Annotated in this window: 16 protein-coding genes, 1 tRNA gene, 1 pseudogene and 2 riboswitches; of the genes and pseudogenes, 2 read left to right on the top strand and 16 right to left on the bottom strand. The window is 42.6% G+C overall.

Annotated features, from left to right (window positions below; genetic code table 11):
• Window positions 1–108 precede the first annotated feature (108 nt).
• A complete protein-coding gene (locus AB5916_RS01720; RefSeq protein ID WP_368189003.1) occupies window positions 109–261 on the bottom strand; it encodes a hypothetical protein in 153 nt (50 codons plus the stop codon).
• Between the two features lie 143 nt (window positions 262–404).
• A complete protein-coding gene (locus AB5916_RS01715; RefSeq protein ID WP_368189002.1) occupies window positions 405–1,037 on the bottom strand; it encodes a hypothetical protein in 633 nt (210 codons plus the stop codon).
• A gap of 83 nt (window positions 1,038–1,120) precedes the next feature.
• Window positions 1,121–1,200, bottom strand: a riboswitch (cyclic di-GMP riboswitch).
• 589 nt (window positions 1,201–1,789) lie between these two features.
• On the opposite strand from AB5916_RS01715, the gene AB5916_RS01710 reads away from it, so the two are divergent.
• Window positions 1,790–2,020: a helix-turn-helix domain-containing protein gene (locus tag AB5916_RS01710; protein WP_368189001.1), complete on the top strand. Its 231-nt coding sequence runs from the start codon at window positions 1,790–1,792 to the stop codon at window positions 2,018–2,020.
• Window positions 2,021–2,296: 276 nt separating this feature from the next.
• Here the strand turns inward: AB5916_RS01710 and AB5916_RS01705 are convergent, their stop codons facing one another.
• From AB5916_RS01705 to AB5916_RS01680, 6 genes and pseudogenes are all read right to left on the bottom strand, one after another.
• Window positions 2,297–3,046 (bottom strand): PBECR4 domain-containing protein, encoded by a 750-nt coding sequence (locus AB5916_RS01705; RefSeq protein WP_368189000.1) that lies wholly within the window; start codon window positions 3,044–3,046, stop codon window positions 2,297–2,299.
• Window positions 3,047–3,581: 535 nt separating this feature from the next.
• Entirely contained in the window at window positions 3,582–3,797 is a 216-nt protein-coding gene (locus AB5916_RS01700; RefSeq protein ID WP_368188999.1) for a hypothetical protein, read from the bottom strand.
• Complete coding sequence (locus tag AB5916_RS01695; RefSeq protein WP_368188998.1) at window positions 3,794–4,297, bottom strand: hypothetical protein; 504 nt, start codon at window positions 4,295–4,297, stop codon at window positions 3,794–3,796. The genes AB5916_RS01700 and AB5916_RS01695 overlap by 4 nt, the downstream gene beginning before the upstream one ends.
• Window positions 4,298–4,864: 567 nt before the next feature.
• The gene (gene metA, locus AB5916_RS01690; protein ID WP_368188997.1) at window positions 4,865–5,806 is read right to left on the bottom strand and encodes a homoserine O-succinyltransferase; all 942 of its coding nucleotides are present in this window, start codon (window positions 5,804–5,806) and stop codon (window positions 4,865–4,867) included.
• A 215-nt stretch (window positions 5,807–6,021) separates the two neighbouring features.
• On the bottom strand, window positions 6,022–7,986 hold the full coding sequence (gene ligA, locus AB5916_RS01685; protein ID WP_368188995.1) for an NAD-dependent DNA ligase LigA: 1,965 nt from the start codon (window positions 7,984–7,986) through the stop codon (window positions 6,022–6,024).
• A gap of 88 nt (window positions 7,987–8,074) precedes the next feature.
• A pseudogene (locus tag AB5916_RS01680) lies at window positions 8,075–8,728 on the bottom strand (pseudouridine synthase); the annotation flags it as partial.
• Between the two features lie 218 nt (window positions 8,729–8,946).
• Between AB5916_RS01680 and AB5916_RS01675 the strand changes: the two are divergent.
• Complete coding sequence (locus AB5916_RS01675; RefSeq protein WP_368188994.1) at window positions 8,947–10,338, top strand: polysaccharide deacetylase family protein; 1,392 nt, start codon at window positions 8,947–8,949, stop codon at window positions 10,336–10,338.
• 109 nt (window positions 10,339–10,447) lie between these two features.
• On the opposite strand, the gene AB5916_RS01670 is transcribed toward AB5916_RS01675, so the two are convergent.
• The 8 genes from AB5916_RS01670 to AB5916_RS01635 all read right to left on the bottom strand — a co-directional run bounded on the left by AB5916_RS01670 (window position 10,448) and on the right by AB5916_RS01635 (window position 19,126).
• Window positions 10,448–11,371 carry an SH3 domain-containing protein gene (locus AB5916_RS01670; protein ID WP_244092915.1) on the bottom strand — a complete coding sequence of 308 codons (924 nt, stop codon included), beginning with the start codon at window positions 11,369–11,371 and terminating at the stop codon, window positions 10,448–10,450.
• Window positions 11,372–11,425: 54 nt separating this feature from the next.
• Window positions 11,426–11,497: transfer RNA gene (locus tag AB5916_RS01665), tRNA-Arg, on the bottom strand.
• Window positions 11,498–11,691: 194 nt separating this feature from the next.
• Window positions 11,692–13,269 carry a Na+/H+ antiporter NhaC family protein gene (locus AB5916_RS01660; RefSeq protein WP_244092917.1) on the bottom strand — a complete coding sequence of 526 codons (1,578 nt, stop codon included), beginning with the start codon at window positions 13,267–13,269 and terminating at the stop codon, window positions 11,692–11,694.
• Between the two features lie 190 nt (window positions 13,270–13,459).
• A riboswitch (Lysine riboswitch) is annotated at window positions 13,460–13,648 on the bottom strand.
• 61 nt (window positions 13,649–13,709) lie between these two features.
• Complete coding sequence (locus tag AB5916_RS01655; RefSeq protein ID WP_368188993.1) at window positions 13,710–14,501, bottom strand: hypothetical protein; 792 nt, start codon at window positions 14,499–14,501, stop codon at window positions 13,710–13,712.
• Between the two features lie 10 nt (window positions 14,502–14,511).
• Window positions 14,512–15,555 (bottom strand): DUF6077 domain-containing protein, encoded by a 1,044-nt coding sequence (locus AB5916_RS01650; protein WP_173727078.1) that lies wholly within the window; start codon window positions 15,553–15,555, stop codon window positions 14,512–14,514.
• A gap of 1 nt (window position 15,556) precedes the next feature.
• Entirely contained in the window at window positions 15,557–17,845 is a 2,289-nt protein-coding gene (locus AB5916_RS01645; RefSeq protein ID WP_368188992.1) for a xanthine dehydrogenase family protein molybdopterin-binding subunit, read from the bottom strand.
• On the bottom strand, window positions 17,842–18,318 hold the full coding sequence (locus AB5916_RS01640) for a (2Fe-2S)-binding protein (RefSeq protein WP_368188991.1): 477 nt from the start codon (window positions 18,316–18,318) through the stop codon (window positions 17,842–17,844). Before AB5916_RS01640 ends, AB5916_RS01645 begins: the two co-directional genes overlap by 4 nt.
• On the bottom strand, window positions 18,296–19,126 hold the full coding sequence (locus tag AB5916_RS01635; RefSeq protein WP_368188990.1) for a xanthine dehydrogenase family protein subunit M: 831 nt from the start codon (window positions 19,124–19,126) through the stop codon (window positions 18,296–18,298). The genes AB5916_RS01640 and AB5916_RS01635 overlap by 23 nt, the downstream gene beginning before the upstream one ends.
• Between the last annotated feature and the right edge of the window lie 3 nt (window positions 19,127–19,129).

The following is a 19,129-nucleotide window of genomic DNA, read 5'->3' as shown; positions in this document are numbered from 1 at the left end:
GGTTGCCATTCTTAAGCCTGTTTTTGATTCTCTGGTTTTGTTGCCGCTACTATAGATGCTATGAATCCAAAGAAAAATTCTTCCATTATCTCATGCTCCTAGCTCTTTTTAATCAAAATATAACAAGCATTCATTAACTTCACTTAATGTATCTAATATCTCGTCACTTAATATCAAGAACCAATCACTTGCAATTATTTTACCTTTACCATCTAATTTATGTGCTAAATTCCTGAATTTCTGTGCAATCTCTTTTTGCAATTCCATTCCTTCTTACATTTTTGTGCATCATCATAATGATATTGTATTCAAGTCGAGCAATGATTTAAGTAATACTTTTCACGTTCAATTGCAACTGATTCGCAAAGTTAATTGCCATTATTCTTGCTGCTCTTTCAATTGCTTTAAAAATCATCTGAATAGTCAACTTCTCCAGCGTCTATATCGTTACTTCTAAAATCGATAGTGGTTGAAATGTTGTAGTTATCCGCAGACATTTCCATAGAAATATATGTTCTTTCCAGCTGCCATGCTGTAAGATAATCAAGATATCCATATTCCAATGCAGTTCCTTTTCTATCCGCATAATATGATTTTTTCCCATCGTCCGACCAATTTTCAAAATCATAATCCGGTTCATCATATTTCTTAGTGAGGGCTTCCCGGATATCTTCATAGTCATCAATAAACAAATTTTCATTACTATGTTCTTCGGACAAAATATACCTTGTACAAAATAAACCCTCATCGCAAAAATAATAAGCCAATACAGCATCTTTTCCTGCAACAGTAGTTTTATAAGCAACATAATGAGCATCCTGTGCTGTCATGTCATCTTCTAAAAAAGGTTCTCCCTCAACTTCCTCGACCTTCTTCTGACTATCACCCCAATTAAAAGTTTTAAAGTCATAAGCTACTTCATCAACATTTTCTGTGCTTTCTTCTTTCTGCACCTCGCTAGCGGCTAATGCATCCATCGGAACGCTCATTGTAACTACACCACATATTAAAAGTGCCAATATAGTTTTCATCTTCATATTCTTCTTCCTCCGTACTAAGTAATATAAAAAAGCATTACAATTCCTTATAACTGGAAAAGCAATGCTCTCTTATCATGTAAAATTGCATCTGGCTGTCATACATATGCTTAGACCCTGTATTTTGCGTCACCGGATTTCTCCGACCATGCCGTGTATTCTTTTGTTTTTATTTTTCTTATAGCCAAACATTATTATCCAATAAATAAAACCGCCACACATATAAGCCATTATATCATATGGATCCGATATCGTATCTGTTCTAAATAAAGGTGTAATATATTCCCAAAAGATTCCACACAAAAATAGAAGTAGTTCTATTCTCCATAGCTTATATAGCATACCTCTATAATAATAAAAAACACTATTACAATATGCTATGAAAGTAATCCCACCTACCAAATCATTAAAATAACATGTCATAAACCATTTAAGCCACGGTATTGAAATATAACTTTTTAAATATTTATTTAGCAATACTGTAGTCAAAGTTATTAACATGATTCCATAATTCTTTTTCATTAGCCATCAATTGAGAAAATGATCAATGCTAACAGTACAGCTCCAACAACACCCAAAAAACTTAATCCGTTATTATTATTACCTGACATAAAAATTTCTCCTTCCTCAAATCCTTTTTTGGCATATTGTTTCTATCTAGTCACAATAATAGCACTAAATCTGAATATAATCAATACAAATGTTTCTAATAGGTGACATTTTATAGTATTATTTGCCATAGGAGTGCTGCCATGCAATATATCTTAACTGATCTTCCAATTGGACATAACATCCAAACTGTACGCATGAATAAAGGTATGACACAAGAAGAAGTTGTTGCAAAGTTACAGCTTATGGGAAGTCGTATCTCCCGGAGCACTCTTGCTAATATTGAAGTTGGACGCAGGAACATAAAAGCAAGCGATCTGAAAGCTTTACGATTACTGTTTGATGTTGAATATGAAGAATTTTTCAAAGAGTGAAGCTATCGGATATGGTCTGATCCAGTAGCTTTTTGTTGTAATCTGAGCAGTTAGAATTATATGCGTGTAGATTCAGTTTCCACAGATAAAAAATACTACTCTACTACTGGGGCATACTTATAAACTATATCCTTTTCCCATACCCGGTCTGTTTTGCAACAGTATATATACTGAAATTTTGCTTCTACTTCGGCAGCAGGACGAAAAATAGGGCAATTACACAGTTTCCTGTGTAACTACCCTATAGGTGTTACTAATCATTAATATATGTATATATTACTGTTGCTCGGATGCTGTCTGCTCGATTGTTACGGCTACCTCGCGTATAGCAATTTCAATTTTTGAAGTACATTCTTCTTCATTTTCCTTTAATCCTAATACACTTTCATCTATCAGCTTTTGCACTCCTTCATCAAAATTAGCTTTATGAATTATGTCTTCTGTTATTTCATAAAAAATATTAGAATATTTTTCTTCATCTCTAGCTTTAGTCATAATTAAATATATTGTTGCAACACTTGAGCAAAATTCAAATATACTTCTGTTTAATACCGTCACAGGAATTGGTAAATAACCTTTTCTTTTATCAAACCCCATGATACTTTGATTATTTCCAAGCGCTACAGAAAATTTAACATTTAAAGTTATTAAATCCTTCTTTCCTACTTTGTATGCTTTTGCTTTCTTCAAATCTAATACATCAGGCAAAACTTCTATTTTTGATGATGTTGTTTTAATGTCTCGCTTTACAACAATCTCTTCTCGTTTTAATAGTCGTGTATCATCCAAGCATCTATTCCAAAACCATTCAGCCCCGTTTGGAGATTTAACACCTGCAAGATGTTGAAAGTTTTCTTTTCCAGCCCAGAATTGATATGTGTAAAATGGACCGCTTTTAGATGTAGCAAACACCAGTAAAACTTCTTTTTCAGCATACTCAGAATACTTTCTAGCAGCTTGTCGTACTCTTTTTATTAATATTTTGTCAGACAGTATATCTCTGTCGTATCTACTATATTTACTCAAATGCTTTGTCCTTTTTATTCTGATATGAAAAAAGCTATCTTCACGAGATAGCTTCTTTCACAATAATTTAATTATATGCGTAGTTACTTCGCTGTCCGCCAGCTATCCTGGCTAAACCAGGAAGAGCATTATTTGCTTCCGCTCAGTCGGAAGGTTCCAGTCCTAACACTGTATGATGAATCACGGATTCTTTTACATCGGCTACGCACGAATAACTCTGAAGCACTTGGCAACTATGTTATTCTCCGATGGCAGACGCTCCTTATCTGCGTAACAGAATATTTCTATTCTGGGCAATCAAGAAAACATTAAGTTTTCTTAACTATACGGTACCATATCATTACTAAATAGTCAATTCATTATATCAATAAAATTAATACTTTCTATGCCTTCCCTCATTTATATGATACTCTACATCCAGCAAAATTACCACTACCAGTTTTTGTAATTAAACAAAAGCCCAGACACTGCATACCAAACGCACCCAGTCTTTATAAAAAGCATTACTTTATTTACTTCTTTATTGTTTGTATCCTTATTCTTCAATTAGTTCTTCCGTTGGTTTCGGCATGGTCATAAGCTCCTTCAGCTCTTCTATTGTACAACCGTTAGAATCCATGAGATCTGCAATGGCTGTAAGCTGTGCTGCACGTTCAGCCTTCTTCCGTTTCGCATCCATAGCTTTAGGAATCGCCTTGTAAACACACAGCCCTGTAATTCTTCGTCCTGTTTCATAATAACTACCTTTCAATCTGTGATCTCAATTTTCCAATTCATCATAGCCTCGTACACGCTATATGGAATCTTGTCCTTGTATCTCTTTGCAGTGTCCTTAATGTATTGTTCCTTATATACGCCCAAAGGAAGTTCATCCCTGTTCGCTTTATCATTCGTAAACAGTGTATTGATAAATCCTGGAACTAAGCAACAATTTTCAGGACCATATTTCTTATTGCCCTTATAAAGAATATCCTTATCCAGATTCAGACTGCTGTCTCCATAATTACTCCTTTCATGCCAACATCTAAAATTGCTGAAGTTTTTCCATTCATCTGAAACCGAACAACCTTTATACTCAGGATATTTGTTATATATTTTCTCATTGTAACAACGATGCAGCATATCACGCCATTTGCCGTATGCCGTAGATGTTGAATCAACATTTTCACAGCCCCAATAACTAACTTCACACATAGTTGGCTCATATCTTTTGGCAGACCAGGCTTTGCTTTTGTATCGGATATCATTCATTACATGTACAATATATTCTTCAGAATCCTCTCCGGCTTAATCTGCTTATATAGTCTCCTGTAATCAGTCAGATATACTGACTGCCCTTCTCTGCCTTGGCTTTATTTATTAGTGCTGCCAGGTGACACTGATACATATTACTCCATAAAATTTTGATATTAAGTTAACTCTACAGCAACGCTCTAAATCACACTATACGGCTCAAATTTCGGTTTTAATTATATTAGTGGATAAATTATAAATTGTTGTTTAAAGTATAAGAAACCGAAATTCAGCCCATACACAGCGTTATTTGCTGTGCATAGGCTATACAAGGAAGAAAAACAATATGTTTCGTGTCCGTAAATGAACACAAAAATAAGCCCACGAGTAACACATCATAAACTCATGGACTTATTCAGATATTCATTAATAGATATAATGGATTTACAAGAAAAATCTTCGTTCATACACCACTGCTCAATTATCTTACTACACCATTTTCAGGCAGTTACTACACCATTTTTACTCCTTTTTCGTAACAAAAAACGTGAAATTATAACAACTTACGTGAAATGCCACACCCTCTCAATCCCTGGAAATACTTGAAAAATCAGGGGTTCCGTAAAGGTCATACGGAGTCATCTGGTATACGTAATAATTCAGCCAGTTTGTGTACAGGTTATTGGCGTGAGCCCGCCACAAAAGAAGAGGCCTGTTTTCAGAATCATTGTCCTTATAGTAGTTCCTGGGAATATCAATAGGAAGACCCTTGTTAATGTCACGCTTATATTCCCCATCCAATGTAACACGGTCATATTCCGGATGGCCCATGATAAAGATCTTACGTCCGCCATCTGCCATGGCCAGGAATAAACCTGCTTCCTCAGACTCTGCAAGCACAGTAAGTTCCTTACATGCATGGATATCTTCAATCGGAACCTCCGTATGTCTGGAATGAGGGGCAAGAAATACATCGTCAAATCCACGTACAAGAGGAATCTTACGGTTAAGCACCTTATGCCAGAAAAGGCCAAACATTTTCTTGGGAAGCATTCTTTTCTTTAGGCCATAATGATGGTAAAGGCCTGCCTGTGCAGCCCAGCACAAATATAAGGTAGATGTTACATGGGTCTTGGTCCAATCCATGATCTTTACAAGTTCGCTCCAATAATCCACCTCTTCAAATTCCATCTGTTCTACAGGGGCACCTGTAATGATCATCCCGTCATATTTCTGATCTTCCAGTTCAGGAAAAGTCTGATAAAATTTGTTCAGATGGCTTTTAGATGTATTTTTAGAATCATGGCTTTCTACAGTCATAAATGTAACATCGACCTGAATGGGCGTGTTGGATAAAGAGCGGAGCAGCTGAAGTTCCGTTTCTTCTTTTAATGGCATCAAATTCAGGATCAGGATCTGAACTGGACGGATATCCTGATGCAGTGCCCTGTTCTCATCCATTACAAATATGTTTTCTTTTTCAAGAATCTCCTTTACCGGCAGATCGCTTTGTATTTTAATTGGCATTTATGTCCCTCCTTGTTGTTAATAATATTTCAAGTCGAGCAGCCGCGAGACTTGGCGCGTGATTCTGGTCAGCGTAAGCTGACATATTCTTTACAGAATCACTGCGCATCCTCGCGGAGCGTTTATCTCAGTCGGAGATTGGACTCCCACTGAGACGAACTTGCAGTTACTCACCACCTGAAAGAGGTAGGAGTCTTCTCAACTGAGATGAATGATCATGCCTCTTCCGGATGGACCAGCTTCAGAAATTCTTCTTCAGAAATGATTGGAATCCCAAGCTCCTTGGCCTTTTTATTTTTAGAGGAATTTGACATTGTATCATTATTGATCAAATACGTGGTTTTTCCTGTAACAGAGCCTGTGACTTTGCCGCCAAGAGACTCTATCAATGCTTTCATCTCGTTACGGTTAGCAAAATGGGTCACAGAACCAGTGATCACAAAAGTCACTCCTGCAAAGATCTGTGTCTGGGAAGCCGCTTCCGCATGGAGTATAAGAAACCCCATCAGCCGGTCCAGCTTCTGGTTGTTCTCTTTATCATGAAAATAAGAATAAATATTCCCTGCTAATACAGGACCAATGCCATCAATAGCGCTGATCTCCTCCATGGATGCCTGACGAACAGAAGAAAGATCATCTTTAAAGTGACGGCAGATCACTTTGGCATTAGCAAGTCCGATGCCAGGGATCCCCAGACTGTATATCACCCTGGAAAGAGTGGTATTTCTGGCCTTATCCAGGCTTAAGATCAGATTTTCATAGGACTTTTCGCCAAAGCCTTCCATCTCGATAATCGCATCTTTGTGTCTGTCCAGCTGGAAAATATCCGCAAATTCATGAATAAAACCCATGGCAATAAACTTTTCCAAGGTTGACTGGGAAAGCCCATCAATATTCATAGCATCTCTGCTGGCAAATAGTGTAAAACCTCGGATCTTCTTGGCTGCACAGTCAGGATTCATACAGTACAGCGCTTCTACATCATTTTCTTTGCAGACATGCGCTTCCCCGCCACAAGCAGGACAAGTATCCGGGATCACAAGATTATCACTGCAGGTAAGATTATCTGCAATCTGCGGAATGATCATATTAGCCTTGTAAACACGGATGATATCTCCAATACCAAGCTTCAACTGTTTCACAATACTGACGTTATGCACACTTGCACGGCTTACAGTAGTGCCTTCCAGTTCAACTGGTTCAAAAACAGCCACCGGATTGATCAGCCCGGTACGTGACGGACTCCACTGAATTTTCAGCAGATGAGTTTCCCGTATCTCATCTGCCCATTTAAATGCAAAAGCATTTCTTGGGAACTTAGCCGTCCGGCCCAGTGACTCCCCATAGGCAATATCGTCATACAAGGCCACCAGACCATCGGATGGAAAATCATTCTTTGTAATAGCTGTAGAAAAATAGTCCATCGCCTGATCTAAAGTTGAAGCAGTTACCACCCGATATTCCACCACATCAAAGCCCTGCCCCTTTAGCCAATGAAACTGATTCTCATGAGAATTGTCAAAATCCACTTCTGGTGCACTTACAAGGGAAAACGCATAAAATCGTACATTCCTGCTGGCTGTAACCTGATTATTCAACTGGCGCACGGAGCCGCTGCAAAGATTACGAGGATTCTTATAACGTGCATCTACGTCCTCTATGGATTCATTGATCCTCTGAAAATCTGAATAAGTGATAATAGCTTCTCCTCGCAGTACAAGACGTCCCTGATACGGAATCTGTAAAGGAATATTCTTAAAAACCCGGGCATTGTTGGTGATTACCTCACCAACTGTACCATTTCCTCTGGTGACAGCCTTTAACAGCCGGCCATTTTCATAGGTAAGCACAATGGTAAGGCCGTCCAGTTTCCAGGAAAGCAGGGTCTTTCGCTGACCAATAAACTCACGAAGCACCTCCCGGTCCTTGGTCTTATCCAGGGAAAGCATTGGCCTTTCATGGGTTTCCTTAGGAAGTGCATCAACAGACTCATATCCTACGGAAATGGTTGGACTGCCTGCCAGAACTGTGCCTGTTTCCTTTTCCAGTTCTATCAGCTGATCGTACAGGGCATCGTACTCCAGATTGCTCATGATCTCCCTGTCTTCCTGATAGTAAGCCTTGGATGCCTGATTCAGTTTCTGGGCTAATTCTTTCATTTTGCTTAAAGCTGCTTCCATGATTTCCTCCTGGATCTGAATTATTTCCGGAAGATGAATCCCGGATCATAAGAGTTAGCTTATTATATTCTTCTTTGGTGATCTCTCTGTAGCTGCCAGGTGCAAGACCCTGAATTGTAAGATTCATGATCCTGATCCTTTTTAAGGTACGGACCTGATATCCCAGATATTCGCACATCCTGCGGATCTGGCGGTTCAGCCCCTGTGTCAGAATAATCCGAAACGAACATTTACCTGCAGCAAATACCTGGCATGGCCGGGTCACTGTATCCAAAACCGGAACTCCTGTACGCATATGCATCAAAAAGTCTTCTGTTATAGGGTGATCCACAGTTACCAGATACTCCTTCTCATGAAAATTTCTGGCACGCATAATGTGATTGACAAGACTTCCCTGGTTAGTAAGCAGAAGAAGTCCTTCTGAATCCTTATCCAAACGGCCCACAGGATAAATGCGAACCGGATACTTCAGATATTCCGTAACCGTTGTCTCTTCATATTGCTTCTTAGTACTGCACACCACTCCTCTGGGCTTGTAAAAAAGCAGCAGCACCTTTTTCTCTTCTTTTTTAACCGGTTTACCATCTACAAAAACCCTTTCCTCAGGAGAAACCTTATCTCCCGGACAAAGGGTGCGGCCGCCGGCTGTAATGCGGCCGGCCGAAAGAAGACGGTCTGCCTCCCTGCGGGAGCAGTAACCGGATTCACTTAAATATTTATTAATTCTGATTTTTTCGCTCATTGCTATATTATATAGTCTTTTTTCTGTGATATCAAGAAAAAGCTTCACGATCATCCCCTATTTGTGATATGCTTCACGATCATCTTTTTATGATAAGCTTCGCGGTTATCTCCCTATTTGTGATTGCACGAAAATGAAGTGTGTGGTAAAATCTATTTTATGTTGGAGATTTTTTTCTCCAATCTTTTATTGATTTACTGACACAAAGGAGGAATCATATGTCAGGCCGTAAACAACGGACCAACCGGCCTCTTCTTATAACTGCTGTGATCCTTTGTCTGGTGTGCGGTATACTACTTACCCGTACCTCTCCAGGCTCTGGATCTATGGATGATAAAAAGCAGCCGGATATGTTCGTAGCAGAAAATACAGATACTCTAACCCCACCGGCTCAGGATACGGTTTCCGGTGACACACCAGAGGTTACACAGCCCCCGGAAGTGCTGCCAACCGATACCCCAGTTCCTGAACCAACTACAGTTCCGGTTGATGATGCCAGCGCATCCCAGGTTTCTCCGGAAGCAGCTTCAGGAGTGTGGACATCCAGTGGGAGCAACTGGTACTTTATGGTGAATGGTGCTGCCCTGACCGGATGGCTTACAGACACAGATAACAAACGGTATTATTTCGATTCGAATGGCGTAATGCAGACCGGATGGCTGGATGATAATGGCAATCGCTATTACCTGAATGGAGACGGGGTGATGCAGACTGGCGATGTGATCGTTGACGGACAGCTTTGCCACTTTTCTTCAGATGGTGTGATGAATGGGAATCCGTCTCCTGTTTCAGATCAGACAGAATCGTCTCCTTTACTTTACTACATAAACCCTAATCCTGAGAAAGCAGATGCAAGCTCAGATGCCGATCCTGCAGCAACAGGTGCAAACTCCGACCAGGTTTCAACGCCAGATGCTGCTACAGATGCAGCTGCACCTGTAGCACAGAACAGCACAGATGTACAGACACTTCCTCAGGATACACCAGTTCCTACACCCACACCAGCTCCTGACAAAAAGATAGCTCTTACCTTTGACGATGGTCCCAGTGATTATACCGCCAGGCTTCTTGACTGTCTGGAAGCAAACAATGCTAAAGCCACTTTCTTCCTGGTTGGAAATATGATAGATTACTATTCTGAAGATGTTACACGTATGGAAGCCCTGGGATGCGAACTGGGCAACCATTCTTATGATCACACAGATCTGTCTACTCTTTCTGCTGAAGAAGTATCCAATGAGATTGGACAGACAGATCAGCTGCTGAACAATCTGGTGGGGCATGGAGCCACTGTTGTACGTCCTCCTTACGGAAATGTTAATGATACAGTAACTTCTGTGATTGCAACTCCTATGATCTTGTGGACCGTTGATCCAGAAGACTGGGATGAAGGAGAAGATGTTGACCGTCTGGTAAACGCAGTTCTCGATAATATTACAGACGGCTCTATCGTACTGATGCATGATATTTTCAGTTCCTCTGTGGATGCAGCAGAGATTCTGATACCAAGATTGATCCAGGACGGTTATGAACTGGTTACAGTCCATCAATTAGCCGAAAGCAAAGGGATCACTCTTCAGGGCGGAGTGCTTTACAGTTCACTAACATAATTCTAGTACAGTGAATATTAAGTAACCACCATATTGACTGGCCTTAATTCTCACTGTACTAGTTCAAAAAAACAGCTGCAGATCTGATCTGCAGCTGTTTTTTTACCCTTTATTCAGTTTTTTCTTCCAGAAGTCCACTGTAAATATATGCAGTCTGACCTTCATACTCCACCTGGATCCAATCTCCTTCAGAACCAAGCTTCTGAACTTCCTCACCAGCAGAAAGACCACCAATAATATCTGCATCACTGCTGGCAGCAGCACGCACATTACAGTCTTCTGTCACTACCAGTGTAGTTCCATCAGATACAATAGATGAATCACTGGTATCCTGGCCAAGGCCATCCAGAAATGCTGTCAATGCAGGATCACCTGCCTGCGCATCCTCAAGCTGCTTGCGGATATCAGAGTAAAGTGTCTTTACATCCTCATCTGCTTCCAGCCCATCAGTATAGGCAGAAATCTCTGTATCCTCTACTGCTGATGCATCGATCTTCCACTGGCCTTCGCTGTCCTTATATACATAAAACTGACTCAATGCCGGTACTTTCGTATCAATATCCTTGCAAATATAGTAAAAACTTGCATAGACCACATATGAGTCATCCTTCAGCCCCTTTTTCACATAAACATCCCGCACTTCATACCCTTCAATATAGTCCTTTGCGTTAGTGATCTTTGATTCATCGGACGGTGCAAGATTGTCTACATACGTTTTAAGCGTTGCAATATCTTTGTCCCCCAGAGCCTTGTAATAGCCCGTAATTAATGCAGTAATCTCTGCATTGCCTTTTTCCATGGGATTGGCGTCTTTCTTCCCGTCAGTCTCCCCATCTTTTGCCGGAGAAGAAGGAACATTTCCCTGGTTATCCTGCGATGCTGTCTGCTGATCTCCCTGCCCCTGATCGGTACCCTTCTTACCTTTAACACAGGCATGGATTCCAAAAGCCAAAGCACCAACGATTAACAAAATCGCTCCGCCTAACATAAAATAGCGAAGGTTATCTGATAACCATTCTCTAAAATTGTCCAAGTTCTTGTCCTCCTTATAAAACAACGCACCGGAACGCTGGGTCGTTCCAGGCAACACACCTGAAGGGAATCGAACCCCCGCACATGGTACCGGAAACCACTGCTCTATCCACTGAGCTACAGGTGCTTAAACTTACTGTTGAATTATCAAAGTACACTACTTCAACTTTAAAAAAGTATATCACAATCTGCATCAGATGTAAAGTTTTTTCTTTTGGTTGAAAATTCATGTCTAATGCGGACAATTCAATGATATCAGGATACCAAAACCATGCATCCACCTAAGTGGTTGTACAGTCCTGGCATCCTTACATAGAATCATTATTCCTTTTTCAGATCGCAAAAACGGGTTTTCACCACAGTCAGTACTCCCATCATCAGCACCACACCGATCACCAGGCATAGCGGGCTCTGGATAAAGCCAGCAAATATATAAGTGATAAAGGATACCACTGCTGCCACCACAGCATAAGGAAGCTGTGTAGACACATGGCTTACATGGTCACACTGTGCACCTGCCGATGCCATAATAGTGGTATCAGAAATAGGCGAACAATGATCTCCACATACAGCTCCGGCCATACATGCGGAAATAGAAATGATCATCAGATCTCCGGGTGTGTTTTCAAACACATGTACAACAATAGGAATCAGGATGCCAAAGGTTCCCCAGGAAGTTCCTGTTGCAAAAGCCAGGAAGCAGGCAACCAGGAAAATAATGGCAGGCAGCATGTTTACAAGACCGGAAGCAGAAGATTTTACCATTTCAGCTACGAATTCATCTGCTCCAAGACTGTCTGTCATGCTCTTTAAGGTCCATGCAAAGGTAAGGATCAGGATTGCAGGAACCATGGATTTAAAGCCATCCGGAATACATGCCATACAATCTCTGAAGGATAATACCTTCCGCACCAGGTACAAAAGCACAGTGATCACCAGACCAAAAAAGCTTCCAAGTACAAGTCCCACAGATGCATCACTTTGGGAAAAAGCAGTTACAAAATCGGTGCCGTCAAAAAAGCCGCCGGTATAGATCATTCCGATCACACAGCAGATTACAAGGGAAATGATGGGAATCAGAAGATCCATTACTTTCCCCCGGGGATTCACCTTTCCATCTTCTTCAGCACCTGCATAGGGCCTTGCAGCTGTAGTAAACAAGTCGCCTTTTAATGCATTAGATTCATGAATGCCCATTGCACCAAATTCTACTCTCATTAAAACCATGGATACCATCATTACAATAGTAAGGAGCGCATAATAATTATATGGAATGGCACGTACAAATACAGACATTCCGTCTTCTCCCGGGACAAACCCACTAACAGCTGCTGCCCATGAAGAAATAGGGGCAATGATACAAACCGGAGCTGCTGTAGCATCGATCAGATATGCCAGTTTTGCCCTTGAAACATTGTGCTGATCTGTGATGGGACGCATAACGCTTCCTACTGTAAGACAGTTAAAATAATCATCAATAAAGATCAGTACACCTAAAAGAATCGTTGCAAGCTCTGCTCCAACTCTGGTACGGATATGCTTTCCTGCCCAGCGTCCGAAAGCCGCAGAACCTCCTGCCCGGTTCATCAAACATACCATGGCACCCAGAATTACAAGGAATACCAGAATACCCACATTGCTGCTTGAAGACAGAACACTGATCATTCCTTCAGAAAAAATATGATTGACTGTGCCCTCAAAATTACCTCCTGAATAAAGGATTGCACCTACCAGGATCCCAAGGAACAAAGAGCTGTATACCTCTTTCGTGATCAATGCCAGGACAATTGCCACAACTGGAGGTATCAGAGACCAGAATGTGGCATATACAGCCGGTTTTGCAGCTTCTTCTGCAGCCAGCACAGTTACCGGACAAACCATCACAAACCATGTGATCATTGCCAGAACTACGGATACTTTGTTACGATTGTGCTTCATTATTGATTTCCTCCCTCATTTTGAACCCGGGCAATTCTGACAGATCATTAACAGGCTATGGTCTTTTGTGCCTTTAATTACGCAAAAATAGCCATGAACACTTCCCCGCTATGGGACACATTCATGGCATTTATTCTTTCACAGGATCCACACCTTTGATAGCGCTCCACAACAAGTGACAGTCTGCCGCATATTCTGCGTCAGCCCAGAACCTTCCTGTATGGCATAAGAAAGCTCTTCGGCGGTCTTCCCTTTCTCTTTGGCCAATCTGCCATGGACTGGATATCTTCTCGTATCCGCAGCCAAAAATACTGATGAACCCCGCACCTCTATCATTATTTCCCGTATTCAGTTTCCTTTAACCATGGTAGCAGTTTTCCCTAATAATTGCAACCTTTTTTTTATAGATGCTCTTGTTTGAAAACTCCGTACTGATTCACAGTGCCGATCAGACGATATCCTTTGCCTTCCAGATATTCCTGTTTCTCCTGAGACGGAAGTGCAAAGACAAGGTAATTACATCCTAGCTTTCTTACCGCCTTCACCACTCTTTTCAGATCAGGATCAGGAGAAGAAAGCTCCTGATAAAGCCGCATGGATGAATAGTGCTGGGAACCTTTTCCTGCTCTGCTGTAAGGCATGTAAAAAGAAGGCTGGTACACTCGGATATAAGCAGCCAGGTAATCATCTGCTGCCACGCATACCTCTTCCTCTTCCTCCTGCTGATCACTGATCAGATTACACACCTGAGTCACCTCATCTGGAACCTTCTGGTAATTGTGTACCTGTACATAATTATCCTCACTCCATACAGATTTTCCTGATATGCCAATCACTCCTATCAAGAGAATCAGCACAAGCCCCTGCAGCTTATGCCCACCCTTTCTTGCCTTAAGGCCAGCCTGCTCTGCCAGGGCAGTACCGGTATACGCAAGAAGTACAGTAACAGGAAGAAGCCAAAGTACACGCCAGTATACATCACTGCCAATACATTTCTGTATAATTCCCGCACTCAGGGGAAAGAAAAATAGCACAAGCAGGATCCCCGAATATGCAATAAGAAGTCTTGCCTCTTTTCTTTTTCTGAAAAAAAGCAAAAGCAACAATACCGCCAAAAGGATCAGATACTGATAATACCCGCTTCCCCAGAATAAAATCCAGGTATCCAACATTCCTTTGATCATTTCTTTCATAAGCCACCTCCTACTGTATGAAAAAGTAAATACAACCAAGTGCCACCGGTGGAAGGCAGCAGATCACTCCATACAAAAGCCTTCTCAGATCCCGCTGTTTGTACAGGCTGATCAAAAGAAAGATCCCGGTAAGGACAGGCGCCAGTATGATCCCCATAGAAGATAAAAGACAACAGGCCAGTTCTGTTAAAAACAGACTGATCCATGGATATTCTCCTTTTTTATCCACCAAAAGTTCCATACATAAGAAGAAAAGAAAAGGGAGAAAAACACCAGTAAGTAAAGCTTTCCCCTGCCAGATACGAACCATCTGGAAATTACCGCTGCTATATACAGAATAGCCGGAAAACCAGATTACAACAGCAGAAAGAAGCATAAAGATCCATCTGCTTTTCTCATTATCCTGAAACCATTTTTTTCCATAGCCCCAAAGTACAGCATAGCCTGTCAGCAAAAAGACCGGTGGAAACACAGTATGGGCCATAATTGCCGGATGGAGTTCCCCGCACAGCTGGCTGACAACAGCCAGAAATACAGGAAACGGAGACAAAATGTACCTGCTTGGAATCTTTGTATAAGCATAGCCTGTATATGGACTGATAGAAAAAATAGTATCCGTATGAATATCTGTTACTGCTGTTCCCACATAAAAGGAATCATCTGCATCCATATGTGCATAGCGCACTACCACATACATCTGCAACAGAATCAAAGCCAATGCCAGGATCATAGGAATAGAAAGACGGATTTTCCCTTTTTTCAGCCTTCCCATATATGCATCTATTGCATCCTTTTTCAGCAGACACCACATCCCCCACCATACCATTATGATCCCCAGGCTTCCATAGCATACGGTCAGGATATGAAGGGGCAGCCCAAGCCAGATCATCAACAGGGTAAGAACCTCCATAACTGCAAATAAAAAAGCATAGCCTGTGAGAAAACAGTTTCTCACAGAATAAATCTCTTTTTTCTGAAAAAACGGTGCTCCTGCTGCAGCAGGCACCACCAGAAGCCAGAAAGCGGCCAGTATCATTTTGATCATAAGACCCATCTTATACCTCCTGCCTTCCTTTGGCGATTCCCATTGCAATCTTTTCAGGTGTAATCGGCAGTTCCCGGATCCGGACCCCCACTGCATTGTAAATTGCATCTGCAATGGCCGGGCAAGGGGTATCGATCACCAGTTCCCCAATGGATTTTGCCCCAAAAGGACCGCTTTGTTCATAGCTGCTTTCAAATTCCACACGGATCTGTCCCACATCCATTCTGGATGGAATCTTGTACTGCATAAAGGAATTATTCCGGATCCTGCCGGTATCCGTATACTGTACCTCCTCTGTAAGAGCCATACCGATTCCCTGTACGATCCCGCCTTCTGTCTGTACTCTGGCAAGATTGGGATTTACCGGTGTCCCACAATCTACCACAGCCACATAATCCGTCACTTCCACTGATCCGGTCTCAGGATCTATCTCCACTTCAGCCAAGCCTGCCATATAAGGCGGCGGGGAGATCATGGAGGAAAATGAGGCAGTTGCCTGCAGCTCCTGAACATTTCCACAGGTGGCCTGTACAGCGATCTCCGTAAGTGATACCTGCCTTCCCTGGCCGGTTACACAAATACCATCAAACGTGGTATCTTCCACAGGAAGTTCCAACATTCCAGCGCCAAATGCCTGGATCTTTTCCCTCAGCATACTGCAGGCTTTAAGCACTGCATTTCCGGTGGCATAGGTAGTGGCAGATGCGTAGGATCCGGAATCATAAGGTGAAATGTCTGTATCTACTGCTCCAACTACCACATTATCCAGCTCTGTATCCATACAGTCAGCTGTCATCTGGGACAAAATGGTATCACAGCCAGTACCCATATCTGCACAGCCCAGGGACAAGGTATAAGAACCATCCTCATTCAGCTTTACAGTGGCGCCTCCCACATCCACACATGCAATGGAAGAGCCCTGGAGAGCCAGTGCCATACCTGCTCCTCTGATCTTTCCGTTTGGCATTACCCTGGAGGGATATCTTTCATCCCAGTGGAACATTTCTTTTGCTCTTTTCAGGCACCTGTCAAGGGAACAGCTGGTAGCGGTAGGGCTGTTTCCATCATAGCCATGTAAAGGGCCGCCTTCTACAGGCATATTTTTCTCTCTAAGTACCACTGGATCCATACCCATCTGATGGGCCAATTCATTGATTGCAGATTCTACTGCAAAAATCCCCTGGGTAGCTCCGTAGCCTCTGTAAGCCCCGGAAGCCTGCACATTCGTATAAACCACATCATAAGAAAAATGATAGGCCTGAAGATGACGATAAAGAGCCAGTGCCTTATGTCCGGTCAAACCTACTGTCGTAGGCCCGTGATCCCCGTAGGCTCCTGTATTGGAAAGCACCTTTATATCCAGTGCCTTTACAATCCCCTCCTGGTCTGCCCCTGCCTTTACCCGTACCTCCATTTCATGTCTGGGAGAGGCACAAATCAGGGACTCATATCTGGAATAAACGATTTTGGAAGGGCGTCCTGTGATCCAGGTGACCAATGCAGGATATACTTCGCATACTGCCGTCTGCTTTGCACCAAAACCGCCTCCGATCCTTGGCTTGATCACCCTTACCTTTGAGGATGGGATCCCCAGTGCCCTTCCAACGATCCTTCGTACATGAAAGGGGATCTGTGTGGAAGTCAATACATTCAGTCTTCCATAGCAATCCATATAGCAACAGGTACGGAAGGTTTCCATCATACACTGCTGATTAGCTTTCGTATGGTACGTCTCATCTACCACATAGGCACAGTCGGCAAAAACAGCATCCACATCCCCACTTATCTCATCTCCGGATGCAGCCAGGTTCCTTTTATTATCTGCACCTACCGGGACTTTGGCTTCCCAGTCCTCTTCCGGATGTACAAGAACCGGGTTATCCTTTGCCTGATGCATGTCCAGTACAGCCTTTTCAACCTGATAGCTTACCTTGATCTTTGCCAGAGCCTGATCCACGGCAGCTTCTGTTTCTCCGGCTACAATCGCCACCGGATCCCCAGCAAACCTTAAATGTACATCCAGGATCTTGCGGTCATAAGGGCTAAACTCCGGATAGGTCTGCCCTGCAACAGTAAAACGCTGATCCGGCACATCCTGATATGTAAGCACACAGACAATGCCCTCTACCTTTTTTGCTGCTTCAGTACGGATCTCACGAACCCAGGCATTTGGGTGGGGACTTCTTAAAAGCTTTACCACAAGACAGTCTTTCGGTGCAAGATCATCAGTATATACAGGTTTTCCTGTCACAAGGGCCATGGCATCCTTTTTAGGAACCGGATGATTTACATATTTCATTCCCTGTATTCTCCTTTCCTGTCCTGTTTATATCTAAGGTATTTCAGAATACTTCTGGTCTGTCCCACAAAGCCGGAGCAGCGGCACAGATTGCCCGCCAAATATTCCCGGATCTGTTCTTCATCCGGATCCTGCAGCTCTTTTAACATTGCAAAAACATTCATAATAAACCCTGGATTACAAAAGCCGCACTGCTCTGCCCCCTCTCCTGCAAGAAAGGCGCCAAACTCCTGGGCTTCTTTTTCCATGCCTTCCAGGGTAACAACCTTTTTCCCCTGTATGCGAAGAGCAAGCATAGAACAGGAAAGTACCGGACGTCCCTCCAGAAGCACGGTACAAAGACCACAGTTCGCTGTCTCACATCCCCGTTTTACACTAAAACATCCCATCTGGCGCAGCAGATCCAGTAAAAGAGTATCCGGCTGCACTTCAGCTTCCCTGTGAACATTGTTAAGCCAAAAATCCATTTTCATTTACCGTTCCTCCTATATCTGTCCATGCTCTTCTTGTAAGTACCTGTACCAGATGGGTTCTGTACTCCTTGCTGCCTCTCATATTACTTTCAACAGGCACATTCTGAGCAATCCAGGCACTGTAGCTGTGGATGGCATCCTTTCTTTTCTCCGGATCCATGGCACAAAGTCCCTTTAAAATGCCCTCCGGATCCTGCAGAACCATTGCCTTTCCAGGCCTTGCCCCGATCACTGTCCGCACATCCTCCCCTGCCTTGGAGGCGCAGCAGGTAAGCACCGGAAAATCTGTCTTTGTATTTCGCTGGCTCAGATAACAGATCTTGGTTTTCTTTTTCCTGATGATCAGGCGCAAAAGGATATCTCTGTCCTTTTCCATAGAAACAAATTCCGAAAGGGGAATCCTGCCTCCTTTATACAATTCCACCCAGGTATCCATAGCCAGGAACAGGGTAAGCACATCTGAAAAACCATATCTTCCCCAGATGCTCCCCCCAACAGTAGCACAGTTGCGGAACTGCACCCCTACGATATGACGAAAACATTCCTTTATGGCTCCCCCTGTATAGTGAAGAAGGCCTGGATGCACCTCCAGATCATGAAGAGGAGTCATGCATCCGATCACGAATTCCTCCGGATCTTCCTGTATCCCGCACAGATCCAGTCCTGAAAGATCTATGGCAGTGGACACTCTGCGGTTTCCCATTTTCAGCCATACCATTCCTCCCAGGATCACGGCTGTTTTTTTCTGGTTCAGTTCATAGGCCTGCTGGAGGCTCTCTGCTTTTACATAGCTTTTAATCTTCAGCATGTC

The sequence above is a fragment of the Blautia sp. 1033sp1_1033st1_G9_1033SCRN_220408 genome, assembly GCF_040929965.1.
GTDB classification, from domain to species: Bacteria; Bacillota; Clostridia; order Lachnospirales; family Lachnospiraceae; genus Blautia_A; species Blautia_A ammoniilytica.
The sequence above is the reverse complement of the archived record's forward strand: the minus strand, read 5'-3'. Positions and strand labels throughout refer to the sequence as shown.